The 16,057-nt window shown below is 75.7% G+C and carries 8 protein-coding genes; 5 read left to right on the top strand and 3 right to left on the bottom strand.

The window, feature by feature from the left end; genetic code table 11:
• Nucleotides 1–31: 31 nt before the first annotated feature.
• Nucleotides 32–1,210: an adenylyltransferase/sulfurtransferase MoeZ gene (moeZ, locus tag MUK52_RS10555; protein WP_114054050.1), complete on the top strand. Its 1,179-nt coding sequence runs from the start codon at nucleotides 32–34 to the stop codon at nucleotides 1,208–1,210.
• A 91-nt stretch (nucleotides 1,211–1,301) separates the two neighbouring features.
• On the opposite strand, the gene MUK52_RS10550 is transcribed toward moeZ, so the two are convergent.
• The 3 genes from MUK52_RS10550 to MUK52_RS10540 all read right to left on the bottom strand — a co-directional run bounded on the left by MUK52_RS10550 (nucleotide 1,302) and on the right by MUK52_RS10540 (nucleotide 6,365).
• Nucleotides 1,302–2,852: an alpha/beta hydrolase gene (locus MUK52_RS10550; protein ID WP_284575713.1), complete on the bottom strand. Its 1,551-nt coding sequence runs from the start codon at nucleotides 2,850–2,852 to the stop codon at nucleotides 1,302–1,304.
• Nucleotides 2,853–2,938: 86 nt separating this feature from the next.
• Nucleotides 2,939–3,391 (bottom strand): NUDIX hydrolase, encoded by a 453-nt coding sequence (locus MUK52_RS10545; RefSeq protein WP_114054052.1) that lies wholly within the window; start codon nucleotides 3,389–3,391, stop codon nucleotides 2,939–2,941.
• 181 nt (nucleotides 3,392–3,572) lie between these two features.
• Nucleotides 3,573–6,365, bottom strand: coding sequence for a lysylphosphatidylglycerol synthase transmembrane domain-containing protein (locus tag MUK52_RS10540; RefSeq protein ID WP_502963554.1), 2,793 nt, complete (start codon nucleotides 6,363–6,365; stop codon nucleotides 3,573–3,575).
• A gap of 158 nt (nucleotides 6,366–6,523) precedes the next feature.
• On the opposite strand from MUK52_RS10540, the gene MUK52_RS10535 reads away from it, so the two are divergent.
• From MUK52_RS10535 to MUK52_RS10520, 4 genes are all read left to right on the top strand, one after another.
• Nucleotides 6,524–6,880, top strand: a complete 357-nt coding sequence (locus tag MUK52_RS10535; RefSeq protein ID WP_246042326.1) for an MGMT family protein — start codon at nucleotides 6,524–6,526, stop codon at nucleotides 6,878–6,880.
• A 327-nt stretch (nucleotides 6,881–7,207) separates the two neighbouring features.
• The gene (locus MUK52_RS10530) at nucleotides 7,208–10,591 is read left to right on the top strand and encodes an ATP-dependent helicase (protein WP_284575712.1); all 3,384 of its coding nucleotides are present in this window, start codon (nucleotides 7,208–7,210) and stop codon (nucleotides 10,589–10,591) included.
• Between the two features lie 241 nt (nucleotides 10,592–10,832).
• Nucleotides 10,833–14,603, top strand: a complete 3,771-nt coding sequence (locus MUK52_RS10525; protein ID WP_284575711.1) for a UvrD-helicase domain-containing protein — start codon at nucleotides 10,833–10,835, stop codon at nucleotides 14,601–14,603.
• 10 nt (nucleotides 14,604–14,613) lie between these two features.
• Nucleotides 14,614–16,020, top strand: a complete 1,407-nt coding sequence (locus tag MUK52_RS10520) for a dipeptidase (protein ID WP_284575710.1) — start codon at nucleotides 14,614–14,616, stop codon at nucleotides 16,018–16,020.
• Nucleotides 16,021–16,057: the final 37 nt, after the last annotated feature.

Raw genomic sequence — 16,057 nt, 5'->3', positions numbered from 1 at the left:
CCGTTCACGCATACCGATCTACGGAGTCCCCGTGTCGCTGCCACCCCTGGTCGAGCCGGCTGCCGAGCTCACCGTCGACGAGGTCCGTCGGTACTCCCGCCACCTGATCATCCCTGACGTCGGGATGGACGGCCAGAAGCGCCTGAAGAACGCGAAGGTGCTGGCCGTGGGCGCGGGGGGCCTCGGCTCGCCCGCCCTCATGTACCTGGCCGCGGCCGGCGTCGGAACGCTGGGCATCGTGGAGTTCGACGAGGTCGACGAGTCGAACCTCCAGCGCCAGATCATCCACAGCCAGTCGGACATCGGCCGCTCCAAGGCCGAGTCCGCCCGCGACTCCGTGCTCGGCATCAACCCGTACGTGAACGTCGTCCTCCACGAAGAGCGGCTCGAAGCCGACAACGTGATGGACATCTTCTCCCAGTACGACCTCATCGTCGACGGCACCGACAACTTCGCCACGCGCTACCTCGTCAACGACGCCTGCGTCCTCCTCGGCAAGCCGTACGTGTGGGGCTCCATCTACCGCTTCGACGGCCAGGCTTCCGTCTTCTGGTCCGAGCACGGCCCCTGCTACCGCTGCCTCTACCCGGAGCCCCCGCCGCCGGGCATGGTCCCGAGCTGCGCCGAGGGCGGCGTCCTGGGCGTGCTCTGCGCGTCCATCGGCTCCATCCAGGTCACCGAGGCCATCAAGGTCCTCACCGGCGTCGGCGAGCCGCTGGTCGGCCGCCTGATGATCTACGACGCCCTGGAGATGCAGTACCGCCAGGTCAAGGTCCGCAAGGACCCCGACTGCGCGGTGTGCGGCCCGAACGCGACCGTCAAGGAGCTCATCGACTACGAGGCCTTCTGCGGCGTCGTGTCCGAGGAGGCCCAGGAGGCGGCCGCCGGCTCGACGATCACTCCGAAGCAGCTCAAGGAGTGGATCGACGAGGGCGAGAACATCGAGATCATCGACGTCCGAGAGAAGAACGAGTACGAGATCGTCTCCATCCCGGGCGCGCGGCTGATCCCCAAGGGCGACTTCCTGATGGGCACCGCCCTCCAGGACCTCCCGCAGGACAAGCGGATCGTCCTGCACTGCAAGACGGGTGTCCGCAGTGCGGAAGTCCTGGCGGTCCTGAAGTCCGCCGGCTTCGCGGACGCGGTCCACGTCGGCGGCGGCGTCATCGGCTGGGTCCACCAGGTCGAGCCCCAGAAGCCCGTCTACTAGCAGGCCCGCCCGCAGGCCCGTCCGTTCTTCCGGCCCCTGCCCCCGCGCGCGACGGCGCGGGGGCAGGGGCCGGCCGGTGGCCGCCGCCCGGTCAGGCGGCCTTGCAGACGGTGCCGCCGGACGGCACCGTCCCGTCCAGCAGGTAGGCGTCGACCGCCTTCTGCACGCACGGGTCGCCGCTGTTGTACGCGCCGTGCCCCTGGCCCTCGTACGTCAGCTCCACCCCGACCCCCGGTCCGAGGCGCTCCACCATGCGCCGCGCCCCCTCGTACGGGGTCGCCGGGTCGCCGGTGTTGCCGATCACCAGGATCGGCGCGGAGCCGGGCGCCGACACGTCGGGCGTCTCCCAGGCGCCCTTGACCGGCCAGCCGGTGCAGCCCATCAGCGCCCAGCCGAGGAAGTCCCCGAAGACGGGGGAGGCCTTGCGGAACTCCGCCAGCCGCTCCTTGGTCTGCTCCAGCGTGAACCGCTGCTTGGAGTCCGCGCAGTTGACCGCCGTGTTGGCGGCCCCGATGTTGCTGTAGCGGCCGTTCTCCTGCCGCCCGTTCAGCGCGTCGGACAGTGCCATCAGCAGCTGGCCCTGCCCGCCCTCCGCCTCGTCGATGCCCTGCTCCAGCAGCGGCCACAGCTCCTGGGAGTACAGGGCCTGCGCGATGCCGTTCGTCGCCGCGGAGTCGGTCAGCATGCGCCCGCCGAGGCCCGGGATGGGCTGCTGCGCCAGGCTCTCCTGCAGCCGGACCACCGTGTCCTCGACCTCCTGGGCGGTGGCGCCCTGGAGGCGGCACTCGTCGCCGCGGTCCACGCAGTCCTGCGCGAAGTTCTCCAGCGCCAGCTGGAAGCCCTTCGCCTGGCCGAGCGCGCTCTCCTCGGAGGTCTTCGTCGGGTCGACGACCGCGTCGAAGACGGCCCGCCCGACCTTCTCCGGGAACAGGTGGGCGTAGACCCCGCCCAGCTCGGTGCCGTACGAGATGCCGAAGTAGTTCAGCTTCTCGTCGCCCAGCGCCTGGCGGATCCGGTCCAGGTCCCGGGCGGCGTTCTCCGTGCCGACGTACGGCAGCACCTTCCCCGACCGGGCCTCGCAGGCCTGGTGGTAGCGGCGGATCCCGTCCGCGAACTCCTTCTCCTCCGCCGGCGTCTCCGGCGTGTTGTCCGCGGCGTAGTACGCGTCCAGCTGCTTGTCGGTCTGGCACAGCACGGGCGCGCTGGCGCCGACCCCGCGCGGGTCGAAGCTCACCAGGTCGTAGCGCGAGCGCAGCGCCTGGTACTCCTCGGCCGCGCCGGGCAGCGTGCTGACGCCGGAGCCGCCCGGGCCGCCGAAGTTGAACACGAGGGAGCCGAGGCGCCGCTCCTTGTCCCGGGCAGGGGCCCGGATCAGCGCGAGCGGGATCGTCTCCCCGCCGGGGTCGGCGTAGTCGAGCGGCACCTGCAGCGTGGCGCACTGCCAGTCCTTCGGCGGAGCGGGACCGCCGCCCTGGGCGGCGGTCGGGGCGGCGCAGGCGCCCCACTTCAGCGGCGGCGGCGCCGACCCGGTCCCGTCGGCGCGGGACGGGGCGCCGCCTCCGCCGCCGGAGCAGCCGGCGACCCCGGCCACGGCGAGGACGACGGCGCCGGCGGCGGCCGTCCGGAGGACGTGTCTCGACATGCCCCCATCCTCCGCCGCCCCCGCACACCCCGCCCCCGCACGAGCCCGTTCGGGTGCCGGGGCCCGCGGCGCGGCTCCCCGCAGGACTAATGCCAGCCGTGTTCGGTGAGAACCCGGTCGCCGTCGCGGTTCAGGTAGCCGAGCAGCCCTGCCGCGGGGTATTCGATGATGTCGTCGGGCAGCGCGTGAACGGCCCACCAGCGGAGATCGAGGCACTTCTCGGGCTCGCGGTTGACGGGCTCGCCGTTCCACACGGTGGCCTCGAAGAACAGGCCGATGCGCTCGACCTCGGGGCTCTGCCTGTGGTGCACGACGTGCACGAGCCGCAGGTGCGCCGGGTCCACCTCGACGCCGGTTTCCTCGCGCAGCTCACGTGCAGCGCCCACGGTGAGCGGCTCGCCGGCGTCGAGCTTGCCCGAGGGGGCGTGCCACCGGCCGTAGCCATACGGTCCGCCGCGCTGCGACAAGAGAATTCTGTCGCCGTCGCGCAGGATCACATGCGTGTCGATCACCGGGGTTGCCGGTGCTGCCGCGTTCATGAGTTCACCGTGGGGTCGTCGGTCCGGTTGGCGCTTTCGACGCTACCTCCGGGCGCGGGCACGGCGTCGGCGATTCGCTTCGCTACGTCCGTGGAGGTGGTTCGCCTCGGCTCGGGTGAGTTCGCCGAGCTCGCTCGTCGAGGGCTCTGCCGGCCGCTCGTGCCGCTTCCTGCGGCGGCACCTAGATCGCTTCCTTGCGGGTGAGGTAGTTGAACGACACCCAGCCCGGCAGGACCGGCAGCCAGAACGTCATCAGCCGGAACAGCAGGACCGCCGAGATCGCGACCTCCTTGTCCAGGCCCGCCGCGATCAGGCCCAGCGTCAGCGTCGTCTCCACGGCGCCGATGCCGCCCGGCGTCGGCGCGGCCGAGCCGAGGGCGTTGCCCGCGAGGAACACGACGGCGATGCTCGCGTAGCTCAGCGCCTCGCCGCCGCCGAAGGCGCGGATCGACGCGTCCAGGCACATCACGAAGCAGCCGGTCAGCAGGAGCATCCCGCCGATGCCCGTCATCAGCTTCTGCGGCCGCTGGAGGACGTCCAGCATGCGCGGCACGACACCGGCGAACAGCGCCCGCACCCGCGTCACGACGAACTTCCGCAGGAACGGCACCGCCGTCACGACGAGGACCAGCACGGCCACCGTCAGCAGGCCGGCGATGACCGTCCGGGACGGCGTCATCTCCGGGGTCTTCTCCGTGCCCGTCAGGTAGCCGAACGCCAGCAGCAGCAGGACGTGCGCCGCCAGCCCGAACAGCTGCGAGGCGCCCACACTGGCCACCGCCAGCCCCGGCCGAACCCCCGCCCGCTGGAGGAACCGCGTGTTCAGCGCGACACCGCCGACGGCCGCCGGGGCGACCAGCTTGACGAACGAGCCGGCCACCTGGGCCACCACCGTCCGCAGGAACGGCACCCGCTCCGGCACGAACCCGAGCAGGCTCATCGCCGCGGCGAAGTACGTCAGCGCCGAGAACGCCAGCGCCGCCCCCACCCAGCCCCACTCGGCCCCGCCGACGATCGTCGCGAAGTCCACGTGGGCCAGCTGCGTCAGCAGGAAGTACGCGCCGAACGCGCCCGCGATGAACGACACCAGGGTGCGCGGCCGGATCCGCTCCAGCCGGGCCGGCTCCACCGGCGCCTGCGGCCGGATCAGCAGCACCTGCTTGCGGATCTGGCTGAGCAGGTCCTCCTCGCGGGCATCCTCCAGCGCATCGTCCAGCGCCCGCTTCTCCGCCTTCCGCTCGGCCGCCGACGTGGCGGGGACCGCCTTGGCGCCCGCCTTCCCGGCCGCCGCCTCGCGGGCCGCCTTCGCCGCGCGCGAGGACTCCAGCACGGCCTCCCGCTGCCGGTCCGCCCGCTCCCGGGCGAGCCGGCGCAGCGTGGCCCGCGTCGACCGGCTCAGCGCGATCGGCTGGAGCAGCGGCAGGCAGTCCGCCACCGCGTCCGGCCCGAGCACCGACACCGCCGACGCGACCGCGCGCTGCGCGCCGACCCGCAGGCCGAGCGTGGTCAGCAGCTGCGCGATGTCCATCCGCAGCACCAGGTCGCCGGCCGCGATCTCGCCGCCGCGCAGATCCGTGAGGATGACCCTGCCGGAACGATCCACCAGCAGGGCGTCGCCCGTCAGCCGGCGGTGCGCGATCCGGCGCGACTGCAGGGCGCGTACCTGCTCCCAGGCGTGGCGGGCCAGCTCGTCGGTGATCTCCTCGTCCGGGACGGCGTCCAGCGGCCGGCCCTCCAGGTGCTCGTACACGAGCATCACGGCGTCCGGGCCGAGCTCGGAGGTCGCGATCAGCTTGTGCGCGTTCGCGCCGGCCGCGATCGCCGCGTACGCGAGGAGCGCCTCCTGCTCCAGCGCCTGGCGCAGCGACTGCAGGGAGCGGCGCGTCGTGATCCCGCGCAGGGTCATGCGGCGCCACACCCGGTAGAAGAACCCGTGCGCCTGCTGCTCCCGGTCGACGACGGTGACGTCGAGCGGCGATCCGTCCTCCAGGGTGACGTGGTAGCGGCGCCCCCGGTCGCTGGCATCCGAGGCGTCGCCCTCCGGGACCTCGGCGCGCGCCGCGCTCACCGGCTGGAAGCCGACCCGGCGCAGGCCCGCGAGGAGGTTCTGCCCGGTGGGGCGCACGTTCGGGGAGCCGACCGCGTAGAGGGTGCCGTACGCGACGCTCCAGCCGATCAGCACCGTCAGGATGATCGAGAACGGGGTGGTGTAGCCGCTGACCAGCATCGCGAAGGCGTCGAGCAGCAGCACCACCCACAGGGCGACCCGCCAGCGCGGCCTGCGCGTCATCCCGACGGCGGTCATGTACGCGATCACGGGCGCGAGGTAGCCGTGCACGGGGTCGGTGGGCGCGCCGCCGGCGCCCGCGGCGCGGGTCAGGGCGTCCTGGATGGTGGCCGGGGCGGCCTGGGAGACCCAGAGGTCGGTCGCGAGGGTGACGCCGTGGGCGAGGACGGCGGCGAGGACGCCGTCGGCGATGCGCAGCCCGTCGCGTTTGATCAGCCGTTCGATCGCGAAGGCGACGGGGACGAGGAGGACGGCGATGCTGGACACCAGGCCCGCGACCTTGATCAGGAGGTCGGGGGCGGCCTGGGTGCCCTGGCTGATGTCGTCCTCCAGGCCGGCGGTGGTGCCGTGCGCGAAGGCGGCGATGGCGAGGACGACGGCGATGCCGAGCAGGCCGACGAGGAAGCGGACGAGGTCGGAGGGACGGTGCACGCGGGCGGCGAGCAGCGGCTCGTCGACCTCGACCTCGTCGGCACCGGCCGCGGCGGCGTCAACGGCGGCGGCGTCAACGGCGGAGGCATTCGCGGCGGCGGCGTCCCCGGCGGTGCGGGCCGCGTCCGCGGCGGCGGCCGCCGGGCCGTCTGCGGGCGCGCCGGGAGCCTCGTCGCGGGGCATGCCGGGGTGCGGCTCCGGGCCCGGCTCTGGGCGCGCGCCGTCGTCCTCGGTCGCGCCGTCCGGAGGGCTCACACCCTGCTCCTTCGTCGTCACAGCCGTCTCTTCTTGATCGCGTATCACCACTCACCGCCCGGAAGATGGTGGCACGGCCGGGCGGCCCCGGGGGGCGGCAGGGTGCGCGCCGGTGTGGAGGGAAACGCTCCGCACAGCGGTCCGCCCCGTCCGGCACCATGGGCGGAATGAGCGAGGAGCTGCCCGCTTACGCGGAGCGCGTACTGGACGCGGCCGAGCGGATTCCGCCCGGCCGGGTGATGACCTACGGGGACGTCGCCGAATGGCTCGGGGAGGGCGGCCCGCGCCAAGTCGGCCGCGTCATGGCCCTGTACGGCGGCGCCGTCCCCTGGTGGCGCGTGGTGCGCGCCGACGGCCGGCCCCTGCCCGGCAGCGAGCCCCGCGCCCTGGAGCACTACCGGGCCGAGTCCACCCCGCTGCGCCTCACCGCCGGCGGCGAGGCCCGGCTCGACATGCCGCGGGCACGCTGGGACGGCGGCGGGGACGGCGCGGCGGGCGACGAGGGTCACATCTGACAGCTTCCGCCACGGAGCACCCCGCGCGCCGGTCGAGAGCCGGCCCCGGGGCCCGGACGGGGGACCGCCGCCCGCCCGCCCGGACTCCCGCGCACCCGCCCGCTCCGCCCCGCGGCGGGGCCCCGGCGCGCGGTCCGCGGCCGCCGCGGCCGCCGTGCCGGGCGCATCCGGGGCCGGACCTCGGGGAACTGCACGGGGTGCGCCGCTTGCCGTAGCGTTGCCTCTTCGGCGGTCGCGGCCGGCCCCCCGGCGGGCGCCCGCTCGGCGACCGCGGACGCCGCAGGACCCGTACGCCCCGCAGCACGAACACCAGGACCGGCACCTCACGTGATCACCTCTTCCACCGACCGCCCCGAGCGGCTGCGTACGCGAACCCCCGACGCGTACCGTCTCGTGCGCAGCGGGCCGGGGCGAGCGGAGCCCCCTGTGCTGGACGCAGCGCAGCAGGCGGTGGTTGACCACACCCGCGGACCGCTGCTCGTCCTCGCCGGGCCGGGCACCGGCAAGACCACCACCCTGGTCGAGGCCGCCGCCGCCCGCGTCGAGGCCGGCACCGACCCCGCCCGGATCCTGATCCTCACCTTCAGCCGCAAGGCCGCCGTCGAGCTGCGCGACCGCGCCGCCCTCCGGCTCGGCGGCGCCCGCGCCCCGCAGGCCACCACCTTCCACTCCTTCTGCTACGGGCTGGTCCGCGCCCACCAGGACACCGACCTGTTCGCCGACCCGCTGCGCCTGCTGTCCGGGCCCGAGCAGGACGTCATGGTCCGCACCCTGCTGGAGGGGCAGCGCGAGATCCGCTCCATCCGCTGGCCCGACGACCTGCGGGCCGCCCTCACCACCCGGGGCTTCGCCGACGAGGTGCGCGCCGTCCTCGCCCGCGCCCGCGAGCTCGGCCTCGGCCCGGCCGCCCTCGACGCGTTCGCCTCCCGCATCGGCCGGCCCGACTGGAAGGCGGCCGCCGCCTTCCTCGCCGAGTACCTCGACGTCCTGGACATGCAGGGCACCCTCGACTACGCCGAGCTCCTGCACCGCGCCGTGCTGCTCGCCGAGCGGACGCCCGGCCTGGCCGCCGCGTACGACGTGATCTACGTGGACGAGTTCCAGGACACCGACGCCTCGCAGCTGCGGCTGCTGCGTGCGCTGGCCGGGCCCGGCGGCACGCTGGTCGCCTTCGGCGACCCCGACCAGTCGATCTACGCCTTCCGCGGCGCCGACATCAACAACATCCTCGACTTCGAGGGCGCGTTCCCCGGCGCGGCCGTACGGGCCCTGACGGTCGGCCGCCGCTCCGCCTCCGCCGTCCTGGCCGCCACCCGGCTGCTGACCACCCGCATGCCGGTGCCGCGGCTGCCCGCGGACGCGGTCCGCGCACACCGGGGGCTCACGCCGACGCGGGAGGGCGGCCGCGTCGAGGTGTACACGTACCCGACGGCCGGCGCCGAGCTCGACAACATCGCGGACATCCTGCGCCGCGCCCACCTGGAGGACGGCGTTCCCTGGCAGGACATGGCCGTCCTGGTCCGCGCCGGCGGCCGCACCCTGCCGGCGATGCGGCGGGCCCTGATCGCGGCGGGCGTCCCCGCCGAGACGGACGGCACGGACATCCCCCTCCGCCACGAACCGGCGGTCGCCCCCCTCCTGACGGCCCTCCGCACGGTGGCCCTGGCGACCCCGCAGGCCGCCACCGCGGGCACCCCCGGCCCCGCCGACGCCGCCGACGGCCGTACCGCCACGCCGGCGCACGACCCCGACGCGGCGGCCCCCGCCGGCGCCGGCGCGCCGGACGCCGACGGGCAGAGTGCCCACGGCGGCGGGGGCGACACCGGGTGGATCGGGGCCGAGGCGGCGCTGTCGCTGCTCGCCTCGCCGCTCGGCGGGATGGACGCCGCCGACCTGCGGCGGCTCGGGCGGGCCCTGCGCGACGAGGAGCGCGCGGCCGGCACCGCCGTGCCCGCTCCCTCCGACGTGCTGCTCGCCCGCGCCCTCGCCGAGCCGGAGCGCCTCGTCGCGCACGACCCGGCGTACGCGCGGGGCGCCCAGCGCCTCGGCCTGCTCCTGCGCAAGACACGCGAGCTCCTCCAGGGCGGCGGCACCGCCGAAGAGGCCCTGTGGACCCTCTGGGACGGCACGCCCTGGCCGCAGCGCCTGGAGCGCAGCGCCCGCCGCGGCGGGCCCGCCGGCCGCAACGCCGACCGCGACCTCGACGCGGTCTGCGCCCTCTTCGACACCGCCGCCCGCGCCGAGGAGCGCACCGGCGGCCGCGGCGCCCTCAACTTCCTCGAACAGCTCGAAGCCGAGGACATCGCCGCCGACACCCTCACCCGCCGCGCCAGCCGCCGTGAGGCGGTCCGGCTGATGACCGCGCACCGCTCCAAGGGCCTCGAATGGCGCCTCGTCGTCGTCGCCGGAGTCCAGGAGGGCCTCTGGCCCGACCTCCGCCGCCGCGGCTCCCTCCTCGAAGCCGACCGCATCGGCCGCGACGGCCTCGCCGAGCCCCTCGGCGCCGGCTCGCTCCTCGCCGAGGAGCGCCGCCTCTTCTACGTGGCCGCGACCCGCGCCCGCGACCGCCTCGTCGTCACCGCCGTCAAGGCCGCCGCCGAGGACGGCGACCAGCCCTCCCGCTTCCTCACCGAGCTCGGCGTGCCCCCCAAGGACGTCGCGGGCCGGCCCCGCCGCCCCCTCGCCGTCCCGGCGCTCGTCGCCGAGCTGCGCGCCACCACCGTCGACCCGGCCGCCTCGCCCGCGCTGCGGGACGCCGCCGCGCGCCGCCTCGCCCGCCTCGCCGCGCTCACCGACGAGGACGGCCGCCCGCTGGTGCCCGCCGCGCACCCGCAGCGCTGGTGGGGGCTGTACGAGCCCACCCGCAGCCGGGTGCCGCTGCGGGACCGCAGCCGGCCCGTCGCCCTGTCCGGCAGCGCCCTGGACCAGCTCGCCAACACGTGCTCCCTCCAGTGGTTCCTCGGCCGCGAGGTCAAGGCCGACGCCCCCGCCACCGCCGCCCAGGGCTTCGGCAACGTCGTCCACGTCCTCGCCGACGAGGTCGCCTCCGGCCGCACCCCCGCCGACCTGGACGTCCTCATGGAGCGCCTCGACTCCGTGTGGGACGCCCTCGCCTTCGACGCCCCCTGGAAGTCCCGCCAGGAGAAGGACAGCGCCCGCGCCGCGCTGGAGCGCTTCCTGCGCTGGCACACCACCGACCGCGGGGGCCGGACGGCCGTCGCCACGGAGCACGACTTCGACGTCACGCTCGAGGCGGGCGAGTACGCCGTCCGGATCCGGGGCTCCATGGACCGCGTCGAGGCGGACCCGCAGGGGCGGGCGTACGTCGTCGACTTCAAGACCGGCAAGGCGGCGCCGACGAAGGACGAGGTGGCCCGGCACCCGCAGCTCGCCGTCTACCAGCTCGCCGTCCGCGAGGGCGCCGTCGACGAGGTCTTCGACGGGCTGCGCCCCGAGCCCGGCGGCGCCGAGCTCGTCCAGCTGCGGCAGGGCGCCGCCAAGCGCGACGGCGGCGACACCGCGCCCAAGGTGCAGGCGCAGGAGGCGCTGCCGCCCGGGCCGTCCGGCGAGTGGGTCGGGGACCTGCTGGCCACGGCCGCCGGGCGGGTCCTGGACGAGCGCTTCGCCCCCGCCCCCGGCCGCCACTGCGACCACTGCTCCTTCCGCAGCTCGTGCAGCGCCCGCCCCGAGGGCCGCCAGACGGTGGAGTGAGCTGCCGCACAGCCCGCCCCGGCCGGGCAGGCCGCGCGAGCCGCCCGGCCGCCGCCGTCCACCGGCCGCACCGCGCCGTCACCCCCGGCGCGCCACGGCCTCCGCGGCCCCGGAGCGGCCCCGGAGCGCCTCCGGGGGCCGTACCGGAGCCCGGTCCGCGGCGCCCCGCAAACGCCCGCCCGCACCCGGCGGTGTGAGCCGCGTCGCGGGCGGTGTCGGCCCGGACGGCTAGCCTTTCCGGGTGTCCGCGCGCCCGTCCCCCCTCACCGACCCCGAGCAGCTCAAGGAGCTCCTCGGCATCCCGTTCACCCCCGAACAGCTGGACTGCATCACCGCGCCGCCCGCCCCGCAGGTCATCGTGGCCGGCGCCGGATCCGGCAAGACGACCGTCATGGCCGCCCGCGTGGTCTGGCTCGTCGGCACGGGCACGGTCGCACCGGGCGAGGTCCTCGGCCTCACCTTCACCAACAAGGCCGCAGGCGAGCTCGCCGAACGCGTCCGGACCGCCCTCGCCCGCGCCGGCGTCACCGACCCCGACCCGGCCCCGGCAGCCGGGCCCGACGCCGCGGACGCCGCCGGCGGCGAGCCCCGCATCTCCACCTACCACGCCTTCGCCGGGCAGCTCCTGAAGGACCACGGCCTGCGCATCGGCCTGGAGCCCAGCGCCCGCCTCCTCGCCGACGCCACCCGCTTCCAGCTCGCCGCCCGCGTCCTGCGCGAGGCGCCCGGCCCCTACCCGGCCCTCACCAAATCGCTGCCCGACCTCGTCAGCGACCTGCTCGCCCTCGACTCCGAACTCTCCGAACACCTCGTCGGCCCCGACCGGCTGCGCGCGTACGACACCGCGCTGCTCGACGAGCTGGCCGGCACCCGGCTGACCAACGAGGACCTCCGCAAGGTCCCCGAGGCCGTCCGCGGCCGCCTCGAACTGCTGGAGCTGACCGAGCGCTACCGCGCCGCCAAACGCTCCCGCGACCTCCTCGACTTCAGCGACCAGATAGCCCTGTGCGCGGAGCTCGCCACCACCCGGCCCGAGGTGGGGGCGCTGCTGCGCGACGAGTTCCGCGTCGTCCTCCTCGACGAGTACCAGGACACCTCCGTAGCGCAGCGGCTGCTGCTGTCCGGGCTGTTCGGCGGCGGCACCGGGCACGCCGTCACCGCCGTCGGCGACCCCTGCCAGGCCATCTACGGCTGGCGCGGCGCCTCCGTCGCCAACCTCGACGACTTCCCCGAGCACTTCCCGCACGCCGACGGCACCCCCGCCACCCGCTTCTCCCTCAGCGAGAACCGGCGCAGCGGCGGCCGCCTCCTCGACCTCGCCAACGGGCTCGCCGCCCCGCTGCGCGCCATGCACGAAGGCGTCGAGGCGCTGCGGCCCGCGCCGGGGGAGGAGCAGGCCGGGTCCGTCCGCTGCGCGCTGCACGCCACGCACGCCGAGGAGCTCGACTGGCTCGGCGACTCCGTCGCCCACCTGGTCCGCACCGGCACCGAACCGCGGGACATCGCCGTGCTGTGCCGCTCCGCCGGGGACTTCGCGCAGATCCAGGCCGCGCTCGCGGCCCGCGAGGTGCCCGTCGAGGTCGTCGGCCTGTCCGGGCTGCTCCACCTGCCCGAGGTCGCCGACCTGATCGCCGTCTGCGAGGTGCTCCAGGACCCGGGCGCCAACGCCTCCCTCGTCCGGCTGCTGATCGGCCCGCGCTGGCGCATCGGCGCCCGCGACCTGGCGCTGCTGGGCCGGCGCGCCCGCCTGCTCGTCGGCCGGGCGCGCGGCGAGGCCGACCCGGACGGGCGGCTCGCCGCCGCCGTGGAGGGGGTCGACCCGGCCGAGGTCGTCTCGCTGGCCGACGCCCTCGACACCTTCCTCGACGGCCAGGGCGGCTCCGGCGGCTCCGGCGGCTCCGGCGGGGACGACGGGCTGCCGTTCTCCGCGGACGCCCGCGTCCGCTTCGCCCACCTGGCGCAGGAGCTGCGCGACCTGCGGCGCTCCCTCGCCGACCCGCTGATGGACGTCCTGCACCGGGTGCTGGCCGCGACCGGCCTCGACGTCGAGCTGTCGGCCTCCCCGCACGCCCTGGCCGCGCGCCGCCGCGAGACCCTGTCGTCGTTCCTCGACGTCGCGGCCGGCTTCGCCTCCCTCGACGGCGAGGCCTCCCTGCTGGCCTTCCTCGGGTTCCTGCGGACCGCCGTCCAGTACGAGAAGGGCCTCGACCACGCACTGCCCGGCGGGGACAACACGGTGAAGGTGCTCACCGCCCACAAGTCCAAGGGGCTGGAGTGGGACGTCGTCGTCGTACCCGACCTGTGCGCGGGCTCCTTCCCGAAGCAGAAGCCGCCGGAGGCGTGGACCTCGTACCCGAAGGTCCTGCCGTACGCGCTGCGCGGCGACGCGGCCACCCTGCCCGGGGACCCCGAGTGGACCTCGGCGGGCCTGAAGTCGTTCAAGGCGGCGCTGAAGGAGCACAAGGCGGTCGAGGAGCTCCGCCTCGGCTACGTCACCTTCACCCGCCCGCGCTCCCTGCTGCTCGCCTCCGGGCACTGGTGGGGTCCGTCGCAGAAGAAGCCGCGGGGGCCGTCGCCGTTCCTGGAGGCCCTGTACGCGCACTGTGCCGCCGGGCACGGTGAGATCGAGGCCTGGGCCCCCGAACCGGAACCGGAGGAGGAGAACCCGTCGCTGACGGCGGCGAAGGAGGCGGAGCACGCCTGGCCGCTGCCACTGGACCGGAACTCCCTGGAGATGCGGCGCAGGGCCGCGGCCCTGGTGGAATCCCACCTGTCCGCCGCCGGCCGCACCGCCCCCGAAGCGGAACCGGACCCGCAGCGCCGGGCCGCCGCCGTACCGGCGGACCTGCCGGCCGACGACCTGTGGCCCGAGGACTGGGCCGACGCCCCGGCCGACGGGCAGCGGCCGCAGGCGGGCCCCGCCGTGCCCGCGCCCGTGGAGCCGTCCGGGCCCCCGTCCGGGCCGGGGGCCGCTGCCGTGCATCCGGCCGCGCCGGCCGACGACCTGTGGGACGGGGACTGGGCCGACGCCCCGGCCGACGGGCAGCGGCCGCAGGCGGGCCCCGCCGTGCCCGCGCCCGTGGAGCCGTCCGGGCCCCCGTCCGGGCCGGGGGCCGCTGCCGTGCATCCGGCCGCGCCCGCCGACGACCTGTGGGACGGGGAGTGGGAGGCCCCGGCCGACGAGCCGCAGCCCGAGGAGGGCGCCGGCGTGCCCGCACGCACCGTGCCCGCCGCCCGTCGAGGCGGCTCCGGCGGGGGGCCCGGGCACGCGGAGGCCGGGCTCAGCCCCGAGGAGGCGCGGGCCGTCGCCTCCTGGGACCGGGACCTCGACGCCCTGGAGGGCGAGCTGCGCCGTTCGCGGGCCGCCGTCCGCGACGTCGAGCTGCCCGCCTCGCTGTCCGCGAGCCAGCTGCTCCGCCTCGCCGCCGACGAGCAGGGCTTCGCCCGGGACCTGGCCCGCCCGATGCCCCGGCCGCCGCAGCCCGCCGCCCGCCAGGGCACCCGCTTCCACGCGTGGGTGGAGTCCCGCTTCACCGAGCTCCCGCTGCCCTTCCTCGACGTCCTCGACCCGGCGGCCGACCTCCCCGGCTCCGACCAGGAGGTCGCCGACGAGGCCGACCTCGCCGGCCTCAAGGAGGCCTTCGAGCGGAGCCCGTACGCCGAGCGCGTCCCGCACCGCCTGGAGGTGCCCGTCCAGCTCACCCTGGCCGGGCGGGTCGTCCGCGGCCGCATCGACGCCGTCTACCGCGCCCCCGCCGGCTCCCCGTACGCGTACGAGATCGTCGACTGGAAGACCGGCCGCGGCACCGACGCGGACCCCCTCCAGCTCGCCGTGTACCGCCTGGCCTGGGCCGAGACCACCGGCACCCCGCTGCGCCGGGTGTCCGCCGCCTTCCTGCACGTCCGCAGCGGCCGCGTCATCCGGCCCCGCAACCTGCCCGGCCGGGACCGCCTTGAGCGGATCCTCCAAGGCAGAATGGGCCCGGACAGCGGCCGCCGGACGGGCGGATAGGCTCGTGGACATGAGCGAAACCCCGGCGGACAACGTCGTCCGCACGTACATCGACACCCACCGCGACGCCTTCCTCGAGGACCTCGCCGAGTGGCTGCGCATCCCGTCGGTCTCCGCCCAGCCGGAGCACGCGGACGACGTACGACGCAGCGCCGAGTGGCTCGCCGCCCACCTCGCCAAGACCGGCTTCCCCGTCGCCGAGGTGTGGGAGACCCCCGGCGCCCCCGCCGTGTTCGCCGAATGGCCCAGCGACGACCCGGGGGCGCCGACCGTGCTGGTCTACGGCCACCACGACGTGCAGCCCGCCGAGCTCGCCGACGGCTGGCACACCGAGCCGTTCGAGCCCGTCGTCAAGGACGGCCGCATGTACGCCCGGGGTGCCGCGGACGACAAGGGCCAGGTGTTCTTCCACACGCTCGGCGTCCGCGCGCACCTCGCCGCGACCGGCGCCGAAGCGCCCGCCGTCCACCTGAAGCTGCTGGTCGAGGGCGAGGAGGAGTCAGGGTCGGCGCACTTCCGAGCCCTCGTCGAGCGCGAGGCCGCCCGGCTCGCCGCGGACGTCGTGATCGTCTCCGACACCGGCATGTGGTCCGAGACCACCCCGACCGTCTGCACCGGCATGCGCGGCGTCGCCGACTGCGAGATCGACCTGCACGGCCCCGACCAGGACATCCACTCCGGGGCCTTCGGCGGGGCCGTGCCCAACCCGGCCACCGTCGCCGCCCGCCTCGTCGCCGCGCTGCACGACGCCGACGAGAAGGTCGCCATCCCCGGCTTCTACGACAACGTCGCCGAGCTGACGGACGAGGAGCGGCAGCTGATCGCCGAGCTGCCGTTCGACGAGGACGAGTGGCTGCGCACCGCCAAGTCGCACGCCGCGGCCGGCGAGAAGGGCTACTCGACGCTGGAGCGCGTCTGGGCCCGCCCCACCGCCGAGGTCAACGGCATCGGCGGCGGCTACCAGGGCCCCGGCGGCAAGACCATCGTCCCCGCCTCCGCCCACCTGAAGCTGTCGTTCCGCCTGGTGTCGGGGCAGGACCCGTACGAGATCGAGGCCGCCGTGCGGGACTGGGTCGCGGCCCGCGTCCCCGACGGCATCCGCCACTCCCTCGTCTTCGGCGCCCCGACCCGGCCCTGCCTGACCCCGCTCGGCCACCCGGCGCTGCGGTCCGTCGTCCGCGCCATGGAGCGCGCCTTCGGCCAGAAGGTCCGCTTCACCCGCGAGGGCGGCTCCGGGCCCGCCGCCGATCTCCAGGACGTCCTCGGTGCGCCCGTGCTGTTCCTCGGCATCTCCGTGCCGTCGGACGGCTGGCACGCGCCGAACGAGAAGGTCGAACTCGACCTGCTCCTCAAGGGCGTCGAGACCGCCGCCCACCTGTGGACCGACCTCGCCGCCCACTGGAGGCCCGCCGCCTAGACCGGCGCGCCGGCCGGCCCGCCCGCCCCGCTGCCCG

Source organism: Streptomyces sp. 2P-4 (assembly GCF_030167965.1).
In the GTDB taxonomy this organism is placed as follows: domain Bacteria; phylum Actinomycetota; class Actinomycetes; order Streptomycetales; family Streptomycetaceae; genus Streptomyces; species Streptomyces globosus_A.
Note: the sequence above shows the minus strand (reverse complement) of the source record. Positions and strands in the feature narration are given on the sequence as shown.

Excerpts from the sequence above, each read along its gene's own strand:
- MUK52_RS10535 (WP_246042326.1), top strand. The coding sequence starts at position 6,524 with ATGGGCGGAATGAGCGAGGAGCTGCCCGCTTACGCGGAGCGCGTACTG.
- MUK52_RS10550 (WP_284575713.1), bottom strand. The coding sequence starts at position 2,852 with ATGTCGAGACACGTCCTCCGGACGGCCGCCGCCGGCGCCGTCGTCCTC.
- MUK52_RS10520 (WP_284575710.1), top strand. The coding sequence starts at position 14,614 with ATGAGCGAAACCCCGGCGGACAACGTCGTCCGCACGTACATCGACACC.
- MUK52_RS10545 (WP_114054052.1), bottom strand. The coding sequence starts at position 3,391 with ATGAACGCGGCAGCACCGGCAACCCCGGTGATCGACACGCATGTGATC.